This is a genomic window from Vibrio sp. Hal054 (genome assembly GCF_037162405.1).
GTDB classification, from domain to species: Bacteria; Pseudomonadota; Gammaproteobacteria; order Enterobacterales; family Vibrionaceae; genus Vibrio; species Vibrio diazotrophicus.
In genome coordinates, this window is record NZ_JARLUT010000001.1 from 1785488 (window position 1) to 1808046 (window position 22559).

The window sequence follows — 22559 nt, forward strand, 5'->3', positions numbered from 1 at the left end:
TACACAGGAGTTTAGTACTTTAGAACATTCTTGAACAATCGCTTGTAATGACTCAACACATCGGATTTTCCGAAACAAATGAACATTTCGCACATATATTCCGTATTAATTACTATTTGGTAAGTATAGGAAAGAATTAATGGTCTAAACAAAGTTAGTTATTGAAATATCTCACCTCCTGATATGGAAAAAGGAGCATTAGCTCCTTTTTAATCTTCATTTTTCACACAACAGTTAATAACCAGTTAACTGCATATAGCCATGTGCGATATCAGAACCAGTGGTATTTATTGCCCCTTCCCAGTAAGGAACGATGAAAGGCAACCAAGATTGTTTGTTCACTGGAGTTGTCTTCAGGTCGATATTGTATCTGGGTACCATGATACGCCATTCCAAAGGCATTACTCTACCTCCTTCTATGACCGTTTTATTGAGAGGCAGGATAACAATGTCTTTGTTATCTAAAACGATGGTTTTTTCTTTTGAAGATAAGGTACCAAACAGATATGGAAGCTCTTCGTCATGTCGATAACGATTTACTGACAAAGTGGTATCGTCATCCAGTTTCAAGACAAACTTGTCCCAACCCTGTTGCGTATTCGACATCAAACCTGTGCCCCACTCTTTGCTCATGAAAGCAGTGCCTTCAACGGCTATCGGGTCAGTCTCTTTCGTCAACTTCAACTGACCATAAACCTTAAGAAATGGTGCTTGCAGATTGTAAGTCGCTGTAGGTTCTGTCTCGTGTTTTGTTTGAAAGCCTTGTTCTCCGGGTAGCACGTACGGGCCATCCAAATCACTGTATAACGATAAACTAAACGTGTCCGTTTTAACATCAAGATGCCCGGGGAAAGGATTTCTACCCAGCGATCGCCAAGTCCAATCATCAATCCACATGCGCAGTGGCAAAGCACTCACTCCAGCTTGGCCAATACCACCGCGGGCAACACGCTGCTCTCGCCAAATCTTTCTGTCGGTCGATATCACCACCGATGAGAAATAAACTTGTGAATTTAACCAGCCGAGTTCCTCGACTCGCTCGTCATGAGCAATACGGAAATAGCTCCACTGAACAGAGTAAGGATGACCTTTTTTGTCACGCACATTAGCAAAAAAATGGAACCACTCATGCTGATGCTGCGGATGAAATGAAGAATCGTCCGGTAGAACGACAGGATTGTTAGGTAACACTGGCGCGAAAGCATGCTTCACATCCGCAGACAAAAGCGAGCTTAACTCACGGTTTGGTTCCACATCGTCTTCAAATTTGTAATCGCGAAAAACAATACTCGCTATTGAAACTATTGCGGCAAGGATTAAGAAACCAATCAAGTATTTGAGGCTGACTCGAACTTTCATTACAAAGCGTCCCTCAATGACTTCATCGGTGACTTACGAAGTAAACGGATAATAGGTAGAGCTCCTGCAACGATCAGCGCTAGCATCGAAAGAATGGCCGTTTTTACATAAGTTATAGGAGAAACTATCAGTTCCATTGTCCAACCAAAAGAGTGACGAATCACCACATCTATAACCAGTTTCGCCAGACCTAAGCCTAGTGGCATCGCAATCAGCATCGATATCAAACCAAAAACAAACAATTGTAATGCACCTAAGCCAACCAATTCTTTTCCAGACACCCCTAAACAACGCAGCAATGCAATGTGTTTCTGGCGAGAAAGTTCACCAGCCAATGTTGCAAAAAAGATTCCGCATACGGCGATAAGCAAAGTAATGTTGCCTAAGGTATCAGCAATCACAAATGTACGGTCAAAAACGCGCATTGCCTGACGGTGAATCGCGCTGTTATCCATGAGTCGTTCAGCATCAAGGTGGAAAGCCGAATGCAGACGACTATTCAGCTTCTCACCGACTGCGCCTTCATTCAAAACAATAGCTAAAGCGACATCACCGGTGCCTGCAAAAGCGTGTAACCAGTTCGCATGTGACATCATGACTTGGTTGTAAGGGTTACCATAATCATAATAAACACCGACAATTTGCCAGCCAGCGCCAAGAGGCTCAGAGAGATCTACCGTATCGCCCGGTTTCAGGTTCAGTTTGATGGCCATCGATTCACTGATCATGATGCCTTTAGAGTGATGCAAGTAGTACCAGTAGTTAGGAACACCCAGTTTCACCGTCAATGAGTTCGCCTCACCTTCGGAATCACCCGTGCTCACGACTTGCAAGGTACCTTTGTTGGAAGGAAATTCTCTTTCCCAACGCCACCATACGTTTTTCACTTCAGCCTGATTACTTAACCAGCCACTGATCATAGAGGCTGAGCTGTTAGTCGGATACAGATACATGTCTGCGGCTAATCGCTGATTAAGCCACTTATCAGTCGTATCTCGAAAGCTGCCCACCATAGTAACCACGCCGATATTGGCTGCCATGGCAATCATAAATGCCATAGTAGCAACACCACGATAGCTCATACTTGCCGCTGCATCGGCAAAAAACCAGCGAGCTTTTACCCAACGTAAACTGTAGGAAAAGCTATTAAACAGCTTCCAGATAACGAATGGAGTAAACAGCGCGGCACTCACTAACATTAAAGCAATAATTGTATAGCCCGATGATTGTGTTTTTGGCGCTTGATAAATGGCGATGGCAGCGACAGCTAGAGCTCCACCAATAAAGGCCTGAATACTGAATTCAGAACCGGCAAATCTTGCAAGCGACAAACGAGTACTTAAACGAATAGGCTGAGATTTTAATAAACGCACCAGCGGCCAAGCGCAAGAAGCAAAAGCACCGCACACCGCCATAAGCAAACTGTAACTGCTCCACTCCCAATCCCACTGAATCGAAAGACCTACATTCGCGTTGTACAAATCGGCCAGACTGACAGACACGGAAGGAATTAACTTGTTTGCCAATAAGAGACCTAAGCCATTACCGCAAATCCAGCTTACAAACACTAACGCAAAGAGTTCGAGCATCAGAGCCTGCGCCAGTTGCCAGCCATTCACGCCGGTTTGGCGTAACATACCAACTAAACGCTGGCGCTGTATAAGCGAAAGAGACATCGCTTGGTAGAAAATAAACAACCCGACCAAGAAAGATAGCATGCCCATCGCCGTCAGATTCATGTGGAAAGCTTTAGTAAGAGATTCCAATTCTGAACGTGTACTGCGAACCAATATCATCCCATTTGGCAAACTAGCGGCCAGTTTTTCAAGTTTGTCGTCAGGCATGGGACCGCATGCAATAACTGAAAAACCGGAACTTTTCTTCAGTTGTCGAACCAAAGACATATCAGAAACTAAACGAGTGCCACTCACCATCCCCTGACGATCAATAAGCAACGGACCAAGTTGTTCACCATCATGCAATTGAATCATATCGCCATCTTCCCAGCCTTGGTGAGCAGCTAGCTCTTGCCCAACCATAACCGGATAAGGTGGTTGCATCAGTTTTAGTGCGCTGATTTCGCTCAGTGTTTTTTTACCCATCACAGGAACAACAGCCAGCGGATCAATGCCAAGCAACGTCACGTCTGTACCGAGTTTTGTTGTAAAGCGGTAGCTGTCAAAAGGAACACATTGATGGAAACCATCACGGCGTAACTGAATATAGAAACCTTGGGGAATTTTATTGGCGACTTGTTTCGTACGAATACGGTAAGGCAAAGGGTTGGCAAAAAGCTTTTCACCACTTTCATAACTTTGACGAGCGTGTTGGTTAATCGCTGTAACACCAACAAGAAGAGAAATACCAAGAGTAAGACCAAACCAGACGAGAATGATCTGCAGAGGATAACGACGATAGTGACCGAGTAGTGCTTTAACTACGGGCCATAACATGAAGGTGTCCTCCTTGAAGACGAATACATCCTTCCATATGCTTTGCGACTTTCTCACTGTGGGTCACAAGAAACAGCGTACATTTAAGCTGTCTTGCCAGTGTAGTCAGTAGTCTCATGACCGCTTCTGCGTTACGTTCATCTAAACTACCTGTAGGTTCATCAGCTAGCAGGATTTTCGGTTCCATATATAAAGCACGTGCAATAGCAGCCCTTTGCTGCTGACCGCCCGACGCCTCTTCAGGATATCGACCTAACAGTGGCATTAGATCAAGCGCAGAAATGATCTGACGCCATAATCCGGTATCTTCTGGTAAGCCTTTTAGCTGACGGCAAAAACGGATGTTATCGGCAATATTTAGCGTAGGAAGGAGGTTAAACTGCTGGAAAATATGACCGATGTTGTTACGACGATAAGCCGTTCTTTGGAATTCTGAAGTATTGTGCATCGCGAAATCTGGGAACCAAATTTCACCGGAGTCCACAACGTCTAAGCCAGCAATAAGGTTTAACAGCGTACTTTTACCAGAACCGCTTTCGCCCATTAGAGCCAGTTGATCGCCTTGATGAATCGTCAGTTCAGCGCCCTGCAGCACAGGATGGAATTCACCACCATCTACATATCCTTTGCTCAGGTTTACCAGCTGTAACATCAATCATCACCGTAGACTAAAATTGGACTCAGAATCTACACTAATTCCCTTTCAGTAGGAAGTATTTTGCGGCGTACTTACACCGAGTTGTTGTAAAATGCAGCAACTCGGTAGACAAAATTCAACTTCCGATTAAATTTCGCATCCACTTCTTACTTCTCACGCGATAAAAGCACCCAACCCACTTCACGACCTCTTCACTTAAAAACAACAAGTAGATCCATTCAGGGCTGGCATTAAGGTAAAGCGCGGCGAAAGCAGCAAGCGGAATACCAACAACCCATTGGGCAATTAAATCCTGACCTAGACAGAACTTCACATCACCGCCGGCTCGCAGTACACCGACAATCGCCACCATGGGTATTGAACGAAGTACGATACCCAAACTCAATATCAGCATAAATTCTTCAACAAGAACTCTAGTCTCTTCCGTTAGTGCACTAAACGAATTAAGAATCGGAATTTGCAGCAGATACAACAAGCCAGACATAAAAATCGCGGTGATAAAGTTAGCACCAATCACACCAATAGCTTGGTAGTAAACTGCTTCATAATTTCGCGCGCCAAGCTGGTTACCAATTAATACTGCGGCGGCGTTAGACAACCCTATCAGCAGACTCAGTGAAATAGATTCGACCGGAGTCATGACAGATAGCGCAGCAAGGCCTTGCACACCAGTTTGTCCCATGATCGCGTGATAAACAAATAACCCGCCAGACCATGCAAGGAAGTTGAACGTAGTTGGCAGCGATAGTTTTAAAAATCGAACCACATTGTTTAGCTCGACCACTTTGCAAAGGTCTTCATAGCGGAACGCAAGTAGGTGTTTCTTGCTGTAAAGATAACCGTAGAGGCACGCGACTTCTATCGCTCCACTTAGCACCGTCGCAATAGCCGCACCCTTAATACCCAAAGCCGGAGCGCCTAATTTGCCGAAGATGAAAACCCAGTTCAGTAATACGTTCGAGGCAATACCAATCGCACTAAAGAAAGTACTGATCCCCGGCTTGTGCATCGCTCGAAGCCCGACAGCCATACTATTTGCGCTGGCAATGGCAAACATGCTTACGGAAGTAATCACCAAGTACTGGCTACCAAGTTCATTGACCATTTCTGAATCTGTGGTCAACGCCATAATGTCGTGCGGAAAGATGACAAACAGGACAACCGTAAACAAAGCAAATATCATCGACATTAGCCACGTCAAAGCTGTACTGCTTCTCAGCCCATCGCGATCACCAGCACCCCAGAATTGCGCGGAAAGCAAAGCGCCACCCGCTGAGATACCAATCAACATAATGGTGGAGACAAATGTAGCTCGCGCAGCGACACCAACGGCAGCAATTTCAGCTTCGCCTAATTGGCCAAGCATTAACACATCGACCAATCCACGGCTCGATAGCAGCAACATTTGTAAGCTGATAGGAAGCGCAATCGCAATTAAGCGACGCAAGAAATCTCCTTTTGTATGGAGCAAAACTTGGGATAACAGAGACAAACGACACCCCTAGAGACAAAGGATTGATAGAAAGAGAAAAAGTAAGCGGCTATTATACTCATTAGTGCATAATCTAACCAACATAAAGCAAGGATAATGAATGAAAAAAGTACTCGTGCTTGGCGCATCTGGCTATGTTGGTTCACAGCTATTACCCTTACTGCTCAACGAAGGTTATGAAGTCACCGCCGCGGCTCGGCACATTGACTACTTACAAGCGCGAGTAGCGCCCCATCCAAAACTGACCATCACCTATCTCGACCTTGCAGATAAAAAGGCAACGATGGACTTGGTTCCACAGTTTGATCTGGTGTTCTTCTTAGTTCATGGCATGGCTCAAGGTCATGACTTTGCAGAGTATGAACTCTCTTTAGCTAATAATTTCAAACAGGCGCTGGATATCAGTCAGGTAAAGCACGTAATTTATCTCAGTGCACTTCAGCCACAAACTGGGAATTCGGAGCACTTAAAGGCACGCCAACAGACGGGTGAAATACTGAGGAAAAGCCATGTACCAGTTACAGAACTGCGTGCTGGCGTCATTATTGGGCCGGGTTCTGCCGCTTTTGAAATCATGCGCGATTTCGTTTACAACCTGCCCGTTCTTATTACACCGAAATGGGTGGATTCAAAAGCCAACCCGATTGCATTGGAAAATTTGAATCACTACCTGCTGCAACTTGCCAAAGAACAACCGACTTCGCATCAGCTTTATCAGGCCGGAGGCCCAGATACTCTCTCCTATCGCGAGCAGTTTCAGGTCATTTGTGACCTCGCAAACAAACCGTTTCGCTTATGGTCAACATCACTGCTTACCCCGCAAATGGCCTCTTACTGGTTAGGGGTTGTTACTTCTGTTCCTTCAAATATTGGCCGTGCTCTGCTTGCAGGTTTAGAACATGACTACATAGCGGAATCAGATCAGCTAACTGCGCTTTATCCACAAACCCTGATTCCCTATCGTGATGCGGTTCGAAGCACTATCGAGCATGAAGGGACATTTGTTCGCAGCAAGGTTTGGGGCTTTGAGCCTAACGCATTAAAGAGATGGCAACCGGGTTTTGGCTATTATCCAAAACAGGCTGGCGCAACAATAGAAACAGATTTAACCAACCGTGAATTATGGAAAATCATTAAAACTATCGGCAGTAGAGATGAAGGTTACTTTTTTGCTAACACTCTTTGGCGTATCAGAGAATGGCTAGATATATTCTTTGGTGGTGGGCGACCAGTTCGACGCAGCCCCGAAGGTCCAGAGCTCAAAGTTGGAGACTATATTGATTCATGGAAAGTTATACGCTGTGAACCTAATGAATTTCTATCGCTGTTTTTCGGTATGAAAGGCCCCGGTTTAGGGCGATTAGAATTCACCATTAAAGACCATGGCGACAAGCGCGAACTGAACGTTACCGCTTGGTGGCATCCTCAAGGTTTTCTCGGCCTCATGTACTGGTTTGTAATGATGCCTGCACACCTGTTTATCTTTAACGGCATGGTTAAAGCAATAGTCAAGAAAGCGGATAGTCAGAAAAGCAAAAGTTAAACCATAACTAAAGTGTAAAAAAGGCTCTGAGATTTCTCGCAGAGCCTTTTCATAACACGATAGTAAGCCGTTATTCAGCTTTGAATGACAACGGAATTTCAGCCAGTTGTTTGCCCTGATTAGCAGGAAAAACAAGATATTCGCCGTGATATTTTACGTTCGACTTATAGTCAGTTTGCTTATGAACCATAAATCCGGCTGCGCTTGCCATTTCAACAAACTGAGCATGATTTCCACGCACAAACCAGTTCATCGGCTTCACCATTAGTTCGCCATCAAAACAAGATTCGCACTGCACTGAACATAAAGCTAACGAGTTTTGACCGTCGGTAAAGATCTGCACTTTGCCAACACCAACAAGAGGCTCAGAAGTAGAAACTTCCCAATCCGCCTGCTCCATTTGGTCTAAAAACGCTTCAATCTTTTTATCTGTGATGACGTTATTTGTTTCACTTTCAAAAAAGCTTTTATAAAAAGCTGAGATGCGTTTGAAAGTAAACAGGAGCTCTGATTGATTGCCTTTAGAGCGCCCAGCCTTTAGCCAACGAGTTAAATCATCGACTACGCAACGATCAAAGCGCTGTGCTTTAATCGCTTTAGACACCCAGTGAACAAGAAAATGGTTGTTGGCAACTGGCGCATTAACCAGCTTCCCAGATTCATGCTCAGCGGTTAATTCACCCAGTGCTGAGTTAACGACATTTTGAATTTCTAAGTAATATTCTGACACTATGCTTTTCTTCCTAATGTCCAATAAAAGGTTGCTGAAAGTACTGAACAGGCTGACATGACCAAAATCATTGGCCATGCCACACCGCTAGGCATTGCTGCTACAACAGCACCAATCACCGAACCGGTGCCAAATCTTAGCGTTCCCGCTAGTGACGATGCCGTACCCGCCATTCTTGGATAACGGCTTAATAATAGAGCCATAGAGTTACTGCCGATGGTTGAGATCGTACCTACAAACATCACTACAAATGGCACTGTACCCCACAGTCCCCAGTTCATTAGCCAGCTGATGAACAGGCCAAAGCCCGCCATTAACTGAATGAACAGACCAAAACGCAACATGGCATGAGAACCGACTTTCTTGACGAAACGTCCGTTAAGGCTGGTCATAGCAATCATTGCCACAATGTTAAGACCAAACAGATAACCGAACTCACTTGGGCTAACGCCATACAAATCAATATAAACGAATGAGCCTGCGGTCAGGAATGCAAACATACCGGCAAACGAGAACGCGCCAGAGAATATCAGCCCCATCGCAAAGCCAGCACGGCACAGCTGTACATAATTGCGAATGGTACTACGGAAATGCAGAGGTTGACGATTCTCGGCTGAAAGCGTTTCTGGAATTTTCCATAACACCATCGCAATAACAACCAAGGCAAAGCTTGCCAATACCCAGAATATCGAACGCCAGCCAAACCACACGGCTAAGTGTCCACCGATCATGGGTGCCGCTAACGGAGCCAAAGTGATCACTAGAGTGACGAATGACATCGCACGTGCGAAATCTTCGCGGTCATACATATCTCGCACAACCGCCTGAATCACTACCGCCGCTGCAGCACCAGCAAATCCTTGCGCAGTACGGACGTAAGTTAATGCATCAATACCATTGGTGGTAGCACTCACAATAGAAGCGATAGCAAATAGGGCTATACCCACTAGCATCACAGGTCGGCGACCATAACTGTCGGCCAGTGGACCATGCAGTAACTGACCAATAGCAAAACCAGCGGTGTAAGCAGTCAGCGTAATTTGCACCGCACCCGCGCTCACACCTAAATCTTTGGCTATCGCAGGCATAGCCGGTAGATACATATCAATAGCAAGAGGCGTCAATGCGCCTATCGCTCCTAATACGATAAACATTACAAAGCTGATTTTAGCGGCGTCACTAGCGGGCGACGTAGTATTCGAAGTCATATATCTCCGTTCGATGTTAGAACCAGTGCATCACGTGAATGACGCACTCAATAATAGCTTAAAGGAAGGACACGAAGTCCAAGCTACGAGAACTGTGAGGAATGTTTTCTTGTAGAGGAAGCAGAGGCTTCCTCATGATTCACTTGTATGACAAGAGCAAACAAGTAAATCCGCAATTACTTCCAGATTGAAGCAACTTCTTCTTCGGTAAGATAGCGATACTCGCCAGGTTCTAATGACTCATCCAGAACGATGTTACCTACTCGTTCACGGTGAAGCCCCACGACCTTATTACCTAGCGCTGCAAACATTCGTTTCACTTGATGATACTTACCTTCATGAATGGTCAGCAGTACTTGCTTCTCATCAATCACTTCCATTTGTGCAGGAAGTGTCAACTCGCGTTCATTACGTAGCTCAATGCCTGTTGCAAACTTCTCTTGATAGTCAGGCTGAATAGGGTCATCAAGCCAGACACGGTACAATTTGTCACATTTGTGCTTTGGTGAAGTAATACGGTGCGACCATTGACCATCATCCGTGATAAGCACTAAGCCCGTCGTATCGACATCCAATCGCCCTGCAAAATGCAAGTCACGCATATTTACTTCATCAAGCAGAACAAAAGCTGTGTGGTTGAAACCGTCTTCGTGCGAGCAAACATAACCTTGTGGCTTGTAAAGCATGATGTAACGCGGACCGCTGATTCTGATTTCACGTCCTTGCCATTCCACATCAGACTGTTCTGTTACTTTAAACGACCCGACTTTCTGAACAACACCGTCAACGGTGACTTCGCCACTTTTAAGAATTTGAGTCGACTCTTTACGCGTTGTTCCTAGCGCGTCACACAAAAATTTATCTAAACGCATGAATACCTCATCTGCTTGAAGTCGGGTATTATACGCAAGTCACTCAAATTAGTTGAGCTATTTCACAGAATTATTCGCCCAATTGCATGTATACACTTCGCCCATACCAAGCAGACTCAGTTAAAGCTGTTATTCACTACTTTCGCAAGCATTCCACACCAGCAGTCTTAGTGCTGCCAACGGGTGCGGGCAAAAGCTTGGTGATTGCAGAACTGGCAAGATTAGCGAAAGGTCGTGTTCTGGTGCTTGCTCACGTAAAAGAGCTGGTTGAGCAAAACCATGCGAAGTATGAAGGCTATGGTTTAACCGGTTCGATTTTCTCGGCGGGTTTGGGGCGAAAAGAAACCGATCAACAAGTGGTGTTTGCGTCCGTGCAATCTGTGGTGCGTAATTTAGATTCGTTTAAAAACCAATTTTCCCTACTGGTTATCGATGAGTGCCACCGCGTTCCTGACGATAAGAGCAGCAGCTATCAGAAAGTGATTGCTCATCTTCTAGAGCTAAATCCGGGAATGAAAGTGCTAGGTTTAACGGCGACACCTTATCGCTTAGGGATGGGCTGGATTTATCAGTACCATACTCGCGGACTGGTGCGTAGCGAAGAGCCACGTTTCTTCCGCGACTGCATCTTCGAGTTGCCTATACAGTATTTACTGGATGAGGGATTTTTAACTCACGCCCGTTTAATTGACGCGCCCGTTCTCAGCTATGACTTTTCACAGCTCAAACCCGCTAATACCGGACGATATAAAGAATCTGAACTGGATTTGGTCATCGAACAGTCCAAGCGAGCAACACCGCAGATCGTGGCTCAAATTATCGAGCTTTCCAAAGACAAACAAGGTGTGATGGTTTTTGCTGCCACCGTGCGTCATGCGCAAGAGATCATGGGGTTATTGCCTGAAGCTCAGTCTGCACTAGTGATTGGTGACACCCCTTCTCCAGAACGTGACCGTATTATTCAGGCATTTAAACAGCGTGAAATTAAGTATCTGGTCAACGTGTCAGTACTGACAACTGGGTTTGACGCACCACACGTAGACTTGATTGCCATTCTGAGACCGACAGAATCCGTCAGTTTGTATCAACAAATTGTTGGGCGTGGGCTTCGTTTATCTGAAGGCAAAAATGAGTGTCTCGTGCTCGACTATGCAGGTAACACCTACGATCTTTATCAACCCGAAGTTGGCGACCCTAAACCTGATTCCAGCAGCGAAATTATCACTATTCCTTGCCCCGCTTGCGGATTCAACAACAACTTCTGGGGCAAGCTTGACGCAAACGGCTTTCTCATTGAGCACTATGGACGAAAATGCCAAGGCTACTTCACCGATGAAGACACCAACGAGCGCGAGCATTGTGGATACCGCTTCAGAGCCAAGTACTGCGGTGAGTGCGGTGCAGACAACGATATCGCTGCGCGCATCTGCCACGAGTGTGATGCCACATTAGTCGACCCAGACAAAAAGCTTAAAGAAGCGTTGAACCTCAAAGATGCCTTGGTTTTCGAATGTTTAAACATGGATTTGAGTGTTCATAAAGATGATAAAGGCAAGTCGCAGTTAAGAGTGACTTATATTGGTGACAACAATGCTCAAGTTCATGAATTCTGGGCATTGACCACACCCAAACAAAAAGCCGTGTTTAAAGAACGCTTTGTTCGCCCACATTTGGCAGACAGACACCGTCCTTTCGAAGAGGCTTCGCCGTCAAAAGTGGTCGATAATCAACATCGCTTCCGTCCACCACAGTTTGTGATCGCTCGAAAATCTGGCCGCTTCTGGAAAATGCGCGACAAAATATTCGCAGATGAGCTAGTGTAACTTCCAACTCTTTAAGGACGATTGAATTCACATCCTATTCATATTGCGATTTTTATACTGCACCAATCATGACGTAACGGACGCTTCACATGCTTAATTCAAAACTCCATACCGCTACTTTGATTGCTCTTCTAACGGGCTTTTGTTCTGCAGGTGTAACCTCACTGGCCTTTGCCGAGCAGCCTGTGCTTAACGATCCCATTCAAGATACCTACAAAGAAGGGACTCAAGTCAAAATAGACGAAGATCAGGATGAAGTGTACGCCGCGGTACAAAAAGGACTGATCAAACCCTTTTCAGAACTGTACGCAGCTATAAACAATGAACTTTATGGTCGCCTTATTAAAGTCGAGCTTGAAGAAGATGACGATGAATGGATCTACGATTTAAAATTAGTTCATGAAGATAAAGTGATACGTGTTGAATACAACGCGACAACTCTTGAGCTAATGTCTATCAAAGGTAGAGACGTGCTTAGCATAATAAAAAACCGAGACGCGCAATGAAGATTCTTGTAGTTGAAGACGACCAAAAACTCAGTGAACAAATTACAACAGCACTAGAGGACGCTGGCTGGGTGCCAGAAGCTTCTTATGACGGCGAAGACGCACTATACAGAGCAACGACCGAAGAATGGGACTGTATCGTTCTTGACTTGGGTCTGCCTAAGCTAGACGGTATCTCGGTACTAAATAACCTGCGCGACCAGCAAATCAATACACCTGTTATCATTCTCAGCGCCCGCGACACACTCACTCAACGCGTCGAAGGTTTAAATGCAGGTGCGGACGATTACCTAACCAAACCCTTTGAACTGGTTGAACTGATTGCACGAATTCGTTCCCAATTACGCCGTGCTTCCGGTAACGCATCACCGGTTTTACAAGTTGGGAACTTAAGTCTCGACACCAGAAGTTCTGTTGTGATGTGGAAAGACCAACCGCTAAACCTCACTGCATTGGAATACAAAGTGATCGCTTATTTCATGCATAATCCAGATAAAGTCATCTCACGTACTGAATTAGTTGAACACATCTACAAACAAGATTTCGACCGAGACTCCAACACAATAGAAGTGTTCATTGGCCGAATTCGCAAAAAAGTGGCGCCTGATGTAATCAAAACAGTGAGAGGTTTGGGGTATCAATTGCATGCCCAATAAACACATTTCGTTAAGACACTCTCCGTTAAAACACCTTAGTATTAAAAACCGCTTACTGCTGGCTGCGATCCTTTGGCTGAGCGCCATGATACTTGCTGCCGGTTATCTTATCCCTAGCATGGTAAAAGACTACTTGGTTGAAGATGCCCAAAGTCAGTTGCGTCTTTCAATGGATGAACTCACCGCTAATTTGGACGCAGATAGTAACGGCAGACTTAGTCTTAGCCGCCGTCTTTCCGATCCCAGATTCAACCAACCCTACAGCGGTGTTTATTGGTCTATGACTATTGGTGAGAACCGTGGCGAAAACTCCATCCGCTCTCGCTCACTTTGGGACAAAACACTGATCAAAGAGCAACACGGGCACAAAACCCTTTATAAGGGAGCAAAAGGCGAAAACTTAGTTGTTCTCACTCAAAGCATCTATTTGCCTGAGTATTCTCGTCCAATACAAATCATCGTTGGTATGGATGAGTCGCCGATTCAAGAGACTCTCAAACAAGTCATTGGTCAACTTTGGATCATTCTCGCCCTGCTCTTTTCCGGCGTACTGATACTGATTAGCGCACAGATTTCTTGGTCATTATGGCCGCTTGGAAAAATGCAAAAAGAACTCGCTTTGCTGCGCAAAGGTGAACAGTCCAGTCTCAATGAAAATTATCCAAAAGAAGTTTACCCGCTGGTAAAAGATCTCAACGCACTGCTGTTCCACTATCAAGAGCTACTCGAGCGTGCACGCAACCATGCGGGAAATTTATCTCATGCCTTAAAAACTCCGCTTTCTGTGCTTAAAAACGAAGTGGCAAAACTGAGTGATGAACAGAAGCAGGCATTGCAAGAACCTATCGAACAAATCCAGCAACACATTGATTACCACCTGGGCCGTGCGCGCATGGCAGGCGCAGCAAACATACTTGCAGTGAAAACCTTACCCAGCGAGCGAGTGGATGCCATCTCAATGGCTTTTGATAAAGTTTATGCAGCGCGAGAAATCACCTTAGTCAACGAGTTGGACTCCAATCTTTGTGTGGCAGTAGAACCGACAGACTTCGATGAAATGATCGGTAACTTGCTCGAAAACAGTTACAAGTGGACAAACTCACTCATACGGGTTTACAGCGTTGCTGAAGGTAAAGAGCGGATCAATATCTGTATTGAAGATGATGGCGCAGGTATCAGTGAAGAAGATATAGAACATGCAATAAAGCGCGGAATTCGGTTAGATGAAACCGTACCGGGAACAGGTTTAGGACTCAATATAGTTAGCGAAATGGCACACAGCTATCGAGGGAAATTAGCGCTCTCAAAAGGGCAATTAGGCGGCTTAAAAGCAACCTTAACGCTACCTGTACCAACCACTTGATGAATCCTTGCTCAATAAGGGATTCATCTGGATAAGATTCACCTCAGTAGCGACTTTTTTATTGCTACATCTCTGATTGAATGATAGTATCCGCGCTCGTTTTGATAGACATACTTGATTTATCAAACGTTATTACAACACAAGGTCGCATTGTGTTGTGCATCCAATTTTTACTAATTTTGAGAGTAAATACTATGAAATTTGAAGCAGTAGTACGTACTGAACTAGGTAAAGGTGCGAGCCGCCGCCTACGTCACGCTGGCCTATTCCCTGCTATCGTTTACGGTGGTGAGGCAGCGCCTGTATCAATCACTCTAAACCACGACGAAATCATTAACCAAATGGATAAGCCTGAGTTCTACGAAGGTATCGTTCTAGTGATTGATGGTGCTGAAGTTAAGGTTAAGCCACAAGACGTACAACGTCACGTGTTTAAGCCAAAAGTTGAGCACATGGACTTCATCCGTATCTAATTCCCCACCAAGGAATTAGCTGGATAGAATCCACCTTTTGCATATATAAGATAAATCAGCCTTACCATCTGATAAGTCTAAAAATTCGAAACCCCGATGCTACCAACATCGGGGTTTCACCGTTTTGGAAGCTCCAAAAGTCAATTCATAGCACCTACGATCTACCCACTCTTCTCAACTTAAACCTCTTCTTTAATCAAATAAAACTCTGCAACCAATGACCATTTAAAAGTTATTATTTTGTTAATACCAAATATAGTGATTACTATTAGATGACGAACCGAGAGGCGATAGTCTTATTGCTCTTTAGAGATAGTGGTCATAGCTGAAGTAAGCCTCATAACAAAACTTCGCGCAGTCTAACTTTGTGGCTGCACAAATATCAGTGAAGGAAACATAAGTTATGCTCAAAGGATTACGAAACTTAACCGTGGTCATTACGCTGGCTGCTGCACCTATTGTGGTCGCTCAAACAATCACAATGACCGATTTAAACTCCAATAAAAGCGCGGGCACTATTGAACTCTCTGAGAGCAAATACGGAGTCGTATTTATTCCGAATCTTTCAGGTATCACGCCTGGGGCACATGGATTCCATGTGCATACCAATCCCTCGTGTGACAGTACACAAAAAGATGGAAAAACTTTGCTAGGCGGCGGTGCCGGCGGTCATTACGACCCCAAAGGCACAGGTAAACATGGATATCCGTGGACAGATGATAATCACTTAGGTGACTTACCCGCGTTATACGTTGGAATGGATAATAAAGCCGTCCAGCCTGTAGTCGCTCCACGTATAAAACTTTCCGACTTAAAAGGCAGAGCTCTGATGATTCACGCAGGTGGTGACAATCATTCTGATATGCCTTCTGCGCTAGGAGGTGGCGGCGCTCGTGTCGTTTGTGGTGTTATAGATTAAGGCGTTAACAACACAAAGCTTTGCAATAATCGTCGAGGTTGCGTTAGCACCCTCGACAAGTTTAAATCTTTATTGCTTCTGGCTTTGATGGCTTATATCCAACAAAACTTGGCAGATATCCTCAAATGTTGGTCGAGCCATAATTTCAGGAGCCAAACACTGAGAAACCAGTGTGTCTAAATTCTTTCTAACATCTTCAGCTAATTCATCACAGCGCGCTATCAACTCTTCCAACAAACATCCGAATGCTCTTGCCTCTAAACGTTGCAGCCTCGCCGCCTGATAAGATTCTTCTGCATCAAAAAAGGAAGCTGCACCATAGTCACTCAGCAGTGCCTCACCCGATGGAGTTGTCAGTATGTTATGAGCATACAAATCACCATGCATTACACCTTGTTGATGGAGATGATTTACAGCGTCCGCAATAGCGCCTGCAACTTTAAACAACGCTGAAGTGGAAAACTGCTTGTCTGAGGAATAAACATCACGTGTACAAGATTCAAGACTTGGCGGCTGAGCCAAGTTATTAAACTCATCAGGGATAAGTTCCATTACAAGTCCATCTGTACCGGAAGGATGATGCTGAATACGTCCAAGAGTCTGCGTTAAAGCATAATGTTGGCCAGCTTTCATAGTTGAGGCCATCTCGCACATTGGCAAACCGTCACTGGTCATTGCGCCTTTAAACAGTTTAACGGCAACCGGATGGCTAGCCTCTTCACGAGACAAACTAGCACGATAGATCAAGCCTGATGCGCCTTCACCGAGCAATTCATTCATATCTAGTTGATGCCAATTAATGCCCGCTATCGAGTTTTCTAAAGCTTGTGTTTCCAAACGCTCTGAAAAAGGATTTCCGGCATAAGCTAGCCAAGTTAACTTGGGCAAAGTGAATATCCACTCAGGCAGTACTTCAAGCTTGTTCGCTGACATGCGGATCAATTCCAAACGATGGCAGAGAGCTAAAGATTCAGGCAAAGAGGAAAGCTGGTTTCCCGCCAACATCAGTTTCTGCAGCCTAGAACATTGTCCAATGTTTTCAGGCAAGGATTGAACACGATTATCCGTCAAAATAAGCCAGCGCAGCTGAGCAGGTAAAGAGGCGGCGGGGACATCTGCAATCTGATTGGATTTAAAACCCACCATACTTAGCGAGTTGCATCGTCCTAGTACTTCGGGTAATTGTGTAAATTGATTCTGTGAACAAAAAATAACTTTGAGATTGATGAGTTGTTCCAGATCATCTGGAAGTGACGAGAGTTGATTCCCTGTCAGGTCAAGAATCTCTAACGTATCCGACAACGAGAAAATTTCGCGAGGAAACTCAGTTAAACCACAGGATAGCTTCAGTCGACGAAGGCCTTGTAACTCTCCAGAGCGCAATTGTTCAAGTGTGTGCATTATATAACTCGATCAAAAAGAAACACGCGGTAGCGGCGTTCCTAAATTCAAAAAGGGTTGGATTATAACTTAATCGCTTTGGTTACGTAACACGAAGCAAGCCATCGTAGCGAGAATCAGAACTGACTATTTTGGGTAGAGTTATACAGTAACAAGGACTAGCAATAGACTGATTTTATAACCCTACCCTTTATCAGACAGTGGTTTCACCGTTTTAGGCTATAACTAGTATCTCCCCATCCCATGGAACACTCCACCGAATAGAGCCATTAGTAACGAAATTATTAGGCTCAAAATAATGAAGGCCGGAATTGAGGCAATGGCAAACTTCACCATAAATACAACCATCGACATAAATGGCATTTTGATATCGACAACCGTCACTTCCTGTTTACCGTTTTCTTGGGACATAGCACTTTCCTTGCAATTAAAAATCAGTGATTACGTTAACGTAATCAGTTTAGTAGTTCTTTGATATAACTACGATTTTCATTTCAGTCAAAATTCAAAAAAATAAATATGGAGATGTGTTGCTTAACAATGCCACAAAGCTGGAGACACAGGAAAAAGTACCTACAAATAATACTTACTGAGAGTTTTATTGATCTATGTACCTTCTTCACGCGATAGCCGTCTCAAAGCTTACATTCTAAGTTCAGGTTTTATTGGCTACCAAAGCTCTCAGTGTTCATTTATGTATACTGGCTCAACCGTCCTTATATCTCGTTCAATAACTGCAACGCACAGAAAACTAATAGAGAGAAGCGAATGTTCAGAATACTACTCAAAATCGGAGTACTTTTTATCGTCGTCAGTGCGGCTGCCTACTTAGCAAAAATGAACTTCAGCTACTTAACCGAAATAGCACTTATCGATTACATCACCTACAGCGGTATCGTCTCATTGGCTATGGCCTTGCTTGCTTTTGATGGCAATCATCCTTCAAATCAACATTTTCTATCCATGATAGTGCACAGAGAGCTAGTGCCTAAAGTGAATGACCAACAAGATTACGTAAACCAAGTCAGTTTCTCTCTGTCTTTAGGGATAGTCGGTGTGATGTTCATTTTCATCAGTGGTGTTATGGCATAGTTAAACTGATTAAACATGTAATTCTGATTAATGCTCTGGCGATGCTGACAGTCTTTGTTCTATCCCATTATGTTGAGCAGTTTAAGACTACTCGGTTCGAAGATTTTCTATTCTATGTTGTGGTCGTAATATGGATTTTTGCAAAGCTGCTTTGGACTGGCGGTATGCACAGTAAAAATACTCGAATCGACGATGCAAAAACCGATAGCGTGTATAGTATGGTCAACGAGCACAATTTCGAACAAGAAGAGAAACAGCATTACAGACAAAATTTTCAAGCAGGTTTCGTGCTGTTTATTGCAGGATTACCAGCTTTGATTATCGCTTTAGCAATGCATTTTCTTTAGGCTCAGTGTATAACTCTCTATACATGTAAGAGGTAAGTATTACTGAGAGACCTAAGTCGTGAAAATAACCGAATTAAAACCCGATCCCCTTGTTTGCCCGTTGTGTGGTAAGCCCAACGCCTGTATCAACTTAGGCGCACTAGATATCAAGAAATCCTGTTGGTGTAACGATCCCGCAATTTCCTTTCCCGAGGAATTGCTTTCGCGAATTCCACCAGAGCTAAGAAGAAAAGCATGCGTCTGTAGTACTTGTGTATTGAACTATCATATAGAACAAAAACTAGGCTAATTCCCTACTCGTTTATAATTTGATAAAACGCAAACGCTATTAAAAAACTGTTTTTCAGGTTGTATAACAACATTATTTCTAGCACCTATAGAATGGATCACGTTGTTTTAATTAAATATAAACTCAATTACAAAACCTCATATCCGCACTATTAAAAATAAGAAATAACCTCGTTAAAAATAGGAGTAAAATAGAGTAATAATTCTAAACCACCCTTTGTAGAATGTTTTAATAAAACCACAATTTTTTAGTGTTTAATTTTAGAGAAAAATATCAATGAGAAAAGCTAAAAACGATTGTAACCAAAAGAAACAAAGTAATACACACACAACAAAACCATTTCATCCAATTGATTTGTATAAAGTTATTTGTTAAGCAACCTTAAATCAACCAAGTATTTGCTCTAAAATAATTTCTTTTTTACAAACACAAGCACTAATAAAACACTTGAAGAACAATATGCCACACACATTCATATTTCAAACGTAGATATCTCTATTTCATCAGGATTAACATTTTATCGACATGCGCTTGTGTATTGATGCATATAGGGCGAAACGTTGCAGTTATTTTATTTATCACTTAAATTTAAACAAATAATAAGAAAAATAGATCGTCAGTGTTGTATTTGCATTTTTGTCACATGAGGTGATTTATGTTCGGGATAGTAACAAAGAGCATTAGAGCCAAACTTTCTATATCAATGGGGATTGCTGTTTTATCGCTCATTATCTTATTTCTAAGTTACGGAACACTAACCAAAAAGCTAAACAAAGGCGTAGATGATTTCGGTAATCAATTCCTTCCTTCTGTTTCTTTCGTATTGAATGCAGACCGAGATTTATATCAAGCTTATGTTGCTCAACTTCATTATTTGCTTAGCCCGGGTCAAGACGATTTAAAAGACTTCAAAGACAATGCCAAGCAAGCTTATGACCGCATGATGAAGTTTAAAAAATTGATGGATGACCACCCTTTAATCACCAACAAAGTCAGTGACTTCGAAAACCGATTCAAAAAATGGGAACAGTCATCTAACGAGTTCTTCAAACTTGTTGACAGTGGCAACACCAAAGATGCTGAGGCATTACTGGGTTCAACAGTTTCTGATGATTTTCAGAGCCTACGAGATCTCTATGATATTGCCAGCCAAGAGTTAGATTTACAGGCCAACGTAGAAGTGACTGAATTCTCAGAAGAGACTTTAAAGATGGAAGTCTATATGCTGATTTTCGTTGCTTTCATCATCATTCTTACTGGTGCACTTAGCTATGTCGTTCCTAAAGTGCTGGTCAGCAGTGTCAATGATCTCACTCGACGTATCAAAGAAATCAGCGAAGGAGATGGTGACTTAACACAGCGCATCAACTCTAAACGCACCGACGAACTGGGTAAGCTGGCTTCGGCATTTGATGACTTTGTGGCTAAGCTACAAACCCTAATTTCTGAAATCTCATCAAGCAGCACGTCGTTGGAAAACAATGCAGTTCAACTTACAAATACTCACGAAAATGCTCAACGCGTAAGTAATGAACAAACGAGAAGCATTGAGCAAATTGCTGCGGCAGTGAATGAGTTCAGTGTATCCATTCGCGAAGTGGCAGAACGCACGCTAAGCACAGCGAACGAAACGGATCACACTGCCGAGCTTACCACTCAGGGTATGAAAATCATTGATAACTCGGTAGATGAGATTAACCAACTCGCAAACTCCATCAAAAAGGCCAACCAAGTGATCGAGCAGTTGGCGAGCGAATCAAACAATATCGCTACAGTACTCGAAGTGATTCGTAACATTGCAGAACAAACTAACTTGCTCGCTCTTAATGCCGCAATTGAAGCTGCACGAGCTGGTGAACAAGGCAGAGGATTCGCGGTTGTTGCTGACGAAGTTCGGTCTCTGGCAAGCAAAACACAAAAATCCACTGAAGAAATTCAGAACATGATCGACAAGTTACAAAGTGGTGTGAAAGACGCCGTGAGTTCAATCTTAGATGGTTCAAATCGTGTCGAAAAGAACGTTGAACTCTCAGTGAACATTCAGCAAATGTTCGAATCAATTCAGTCTTCTGCAACGATCGTTAGTGACATGGCAACTCAGATAGCCACTGCGACGGAGCAACAAAGTAGTGTGTCAGAAGAGTTAAGCACCAACCTAGAACACTTAAACGAGCAAAACCGAGTGAGCCAAGGTTTGTCTAACGAGATTAACGAAGTAGCGAAACTGGTAGGTAGTTCAGTTAATAAACTGTCTAAAGATGTGGGCCAATTTAAGGTCGGTTAACCCTCATTCCCGAGCATAGACAAAGGAGCACTTATCTGTGCTCCTTTTCACTTTCTCATCAATAATACTGGTAAAAAATAAGGGATTAGGAAGTATATGTACTTAGTTTCATGGTTATAATGACGTTATCTCCCATGTACTAAGGCAAAATGATGAAAGCAAACACACTCTCCCTCTGGTTATCCACTTTGGGGCTACTATTCTCAATGTTTGTTAGCGCCTCTGTTTTTGCAACCGAAGCACCGTCAGTAGAAGCAACTAAACCCGCTAAATCACCAGTTCTAGATGTTAACGTAAACTCAGTCAATGTTGAGTTAACCACCGTCGGTGAAGCCACTAAACAGTTAGCGGAAGCCATGCAAGCCTTGTCTGGCTCACTGGACACCTTAGCGAAAAGTGATGTGGAACTGTCGCCGGAGAACCAACAAAAGCTATCAGAAATGATTGGTAGTGCTACTCAGTTGACCAACTCTGTGAATACCATGCTGGAGACTATTCCTAACACGGCTCGCGAACTGCCTCAGGTTAACGACTCGTTAGCAGGAATTGCGCTTAGCCTTCAATCCATCAACAACGACGTTATCGAAATGCTGGCTCAGTATCCTGATTTTGTCAGCAACACTGAAAAGTTGTTTGATGTATCCAAAGACCAAATTCCAAGCATTTCATTGAATGTGTTGGATAACGTAATGTGGAAACTGATAATTACCCTGATTATCGTGGTGTCTATCATTCTGCTTTTGGCGGTTGGCCTGCCGGTTGCTTTCATTTACGGCGTAGTGGCTAAACCCAAAAAAGCGCTGCTGGACAAACTGGAAGCTAAGCAATAGAAGCATTTAATAAATAGGAATACTGAACACTAAGGCTGCTTCGTTATCGGTTCCATATTGCGAAGTGGCTTTTTCGGCATGAAGTACTCACAAGCCGCTCTGGTTGCAGAGGTAGGCTGCTCCCATGCACCGCACAAATCTTTTTGATTGTCAGGCGTGCGGGAAAATTGTCGGCACTGTCCACATTTGTTCATGTAAGTTGTCTCCTTCTACTTAGCGAAAACTGTGTTTACCTTAGCGGCAACCCGCCCACTCTACTTT

22 protein-coding genes are annotated in these 22559 nt (G+C 43.7%); 12 read left to right on the plus strand and 10 right to left on the minus strand.

The features are described 5' to 3' along the window. Positions 1–234 precede the first annotated feature (234 nt). From P4S58_RS08260 to P4S58_RS08275, 4 genes are all read right to left on the minus strand, one after another. Entirely contained in the window at positions 235–1359 is a 1125-nt protein-coding gene (locus P4S58_RS08260; RefSeq protein WP_337163544.1) for a lipocalin-like domain-containing protein, read from the minus strand. Continuing rightward, complete coding sequence (locus P4S58_RS08265; protein ID WP_337163546.1) at positions 1359–3812, minus strand: ABC transporter permease; 2454 nt, start codon at positions 3810–3812, stop codon at positions 1359–1361. The genes P4S58_RS08260 and P4S58_RS08265 overlap by 1 nt, the downstream gene beginning before the upstream one ends. Next, positions 3793–4464, minus strand: a complete 672-nt coding sequence (locus P4S58_RS08270; RefSeq protein WP_042487774.1) for an ABC transporter ATP-binding protein — start codon at positions 4462–4464, stop codon at positions 3793–3795. The genes P4S58_RS08265 and P4S58_RS08270 overlap by 20 nt, the downstream gene beginning before the upstream one ends. A gap of 121 nt (positions 4465–4585) precedes the next feature. After that, entirely contained in the window at positions 4586–5962 is a 1377-nt protein-coding gene (locus P4S58_RS08275) for an MATE family efflux transporter (protein WP_337163547.1), read from the minus strand. 100 nt (positions 5963–6062) lie between these two features. Here P4S58_RS08275 and P4S58_RS08280 point away from each other — a divergent pair, with 100 nt between their 5' ends. Then, on the plus strand, positions 6063–7505 hold the full coding sequence (locus P4S58_RS08280) for a DUF2867 domain-containing protein (RefSeq protein ID WP_337163548.1): 1443 nt from the start codon (positions 6063–6065) through the stop codon (positions 7503–7505). A 70-nt stretch (positions 7506–7575) separates the two neighbouring features. Here the strand turns inward: P4S58_RS08280 and P4S58_RS08285 are convergent, their stop codons facing one another. From P4S58_RS08285 to rsuA, 3 genes are all read right to left on the minus strand, one after another. After that, positions 7576–8235, minus strand: coding sequence for a DUF2913 family protein (locus P4S58_RS08285; protein WP_042487779.1), 660 nt, complete (start codon positions 8233–8235; stop codon positions 7576–7578). Beyond that, on the minus strand, positions 8235–9443 hold the full coding sequence (locus tag P4S58_RS08290; protein WP_102968187.1) for a Bcr/CflA family multidrug efflux MFS transporter: 1209 nt from the start codon (positions 9441–9443) through the stop codon (positions 8235–8237). Before P4S58_RS08290 ends, P4S58_RS08285 begins: the two co-directional genes overlap by 1 nt. A 176-nt stretch (positions 9444–9619) precedes the next feature. Beyond that, complete coding sequence (gene rsuA, locus P4S58_RS08295) at positions 9620–10315, minus strand: 16S rRNA pseudouridine(516) synthase RsuA (protein WP_337163550.1); 696 nt, start codon at positions 10313–10315, stop codon at positions 9620–9622. 86 nt (positions 10316–10401) lie between these two features. On the opposite strand from rsuA, the gene P4S58_RS08300 reads away from it, so the two are divergent. The 6 genes from P4S58_RS08300 (at position 10402) to P4S58_RS08325 (ending at position 16055) form a co-directional block, all read left to right on the plus strand. Further along, the gene (locus P4S58_RS08300) at positions 10402–12138 is read left to right on the plus strand and encodes a DEAD/DEAH box helicase (RefSeq protein WP_337163552.1); all 1737 of its coding nucleotides are present in this window, start codon (positions 10402–10404) and stop codon (positions 12136–12138) included. Between the two features lie 89 nt (positions 12139–12227). Next, positions 12228–12644, plus strand: a complete 417-nt coding sequence (locus tag P4S58_RS08305; RefSeq protein ID WP_337163554.1) for a PepSY domain-containing protein — start codon at positions 12228–12230, stop codon at positions 12642–12644. After that, positions 12641–13300, plus strand: coding sequence for a response regulator transcription factor (locus tag P4S58_RS08310; protein ID WP_042487797.1), 660 nt, complete (start codon positions 12641–12643; stop codon positions 13298–13300). Before P4S58_RS08305 ends, P4S58_RS08310 begins: the two co-directional genes overlap by 4 nt. A 4-nt stretch (positions 13301–13304) precedes the next feature. Then, the gene (locus tag P4S58_RS08315) at positions 13305–14663 is read left to right on the plus strand and encodes an ATP-binding protein (protein ID WP_443089018.1); all 1359 of its coding nucleotides are present in this window, start codon (positions 13305–13307) and stop codon (positions 14661–14663) included. Positions 14664–14857: 194 nt separating this feature from the next. After that, the gene (rplY, locus tag P4S58_RS08320) at positions 14858–15136 is read left to right on the plus strand and encodes a 50S ribosomal protein L25 (protein WP_042487803.1); all 279 of its coding nucleotides are present in this window, start codon (positions 14858–14860) and stop codon (positions 15134–15136) included. A gap of 403 nt (positions 15137–15539) precedes the next feature. Then, entirely contained in the window at positions 15540–16055 is a 516-nt protein-coding gene (locus P4S58_RS08325; protein ID WP_337163557.1) for a superoxide dismutase family protein, read from the plus strand. Positions 16056–16124: 69 nt separating this feature from the next. Here the strand turns inward: P4S58_RS08325 and P4S58_RS08330 are convergent, their stop codons facing one another. Both P4S58_RS08330 and P4S58_RS08335 read right to left on the minus strand, forming a co-directional pair. Continuing rightward, complete coding sequence (locus P4S58_RS08330; RefSeq protein ID WP_337163559.1) at positions 16125–17456, minus strand: leucine-rich repeat-containing protein kinase family protein; 1332 nt, start codon at positions 17454–17456, stop codon at positions 16125–16127. A gap of 225 nt (positions 17457–17681) precedes the next feature. After that, on the minus strand, positions 17682–17867 hold the full coding sequence (locus tag P4S58_RS08335) for a hypothetical protein (protein WP_042482150.1): 186 nt from the start codon (positions 17865–17867) through the stop codon (positions 17682–17684). A gap of 357 nt (positions 17868–18224) precedes the next feature. Between P4S58_RS08335 and P4S58_RS08340 the strand changes: the two genes are divergently transcribed. The 5 genes from P4S58_RS08340 (at position 18225) to P4S58_RS08360 (ending at position 22298) form a co-directional block, all read left to right on the plus strand. Continuing rightward, positions 18225–18548, plus strand: a complete 324-nt coding sequence (locus P4S58_RS08340; RefSeq protein WP_337163562.1) for a hypothetical protein — start codon at positions 18225–18227, stop codon at positions 18546–18548. Next, the gene (locus tag P4S58_RS08345; protein ID WP_337164541.1) at positions 18545–18895 is read left to right on the plus strand and encodes a hypothetical protein; all 351 of its coding nucleotides are present in this window, start codon (positions 18545–18547) and stop codon (positions 18893–18895) included. Before P4S58_RS08340 ends, P4S58_RS08345 begins: the two co-directional genes overlap by 4 nt. A 58-nt stretch (positions 18896–18953) precedes the next feature. Next, positions 18954–19184 (plus strand): cysteine-rich CWC family protein, encoded by a 231-nt coding sequence (locus tag P4S58_RS08350; RefSeq protein WP_102953054.1) that lies wholly within the window; start codon positions 18954–18956, stop codon positions 19182–19184. 655 nt (positions 19185–19839) lie between these two features. Next, entirely contained in the window at positions 19840–21468 is a 1629-nt protein-coding gene (locus P4S58_RS08355) for a methyl-accepting chemotaxis protein (RefSeq protein ID WP_337163565.1), read from the plus strand. Positions 21469–21620: 152 nt separating this feature from the next. Next, positions 21621–22298 carry a hypothetical protein gene (locus P4S58_RS08360; RefSeq protein ID WP_337163567.1) on the plus strand — a complete coding sequence of 226 codons (678 nt, stop codon included), beginning with the start codon at positions 21621–21623 and terminating at the stop codon, positions 22296–22298. A gap of 29 nt (positions 22299–22327) precedes the next feature. On the opposite strand, the gene P4S58_RS08365 is transcribed toward P4S58_RS08360, so the two are convergent. Then, a complete protein-coding gene (locus P4S58_RS08365; protein ID WP_167828594.1) occupies positions 22328–22492 on the minus strand; it encodes a hypothetical protein in 165 nt (54 codons plus the stop codon). Between the last annotated feature and the right edge of the window lie 67 nt (positions 22493–22559).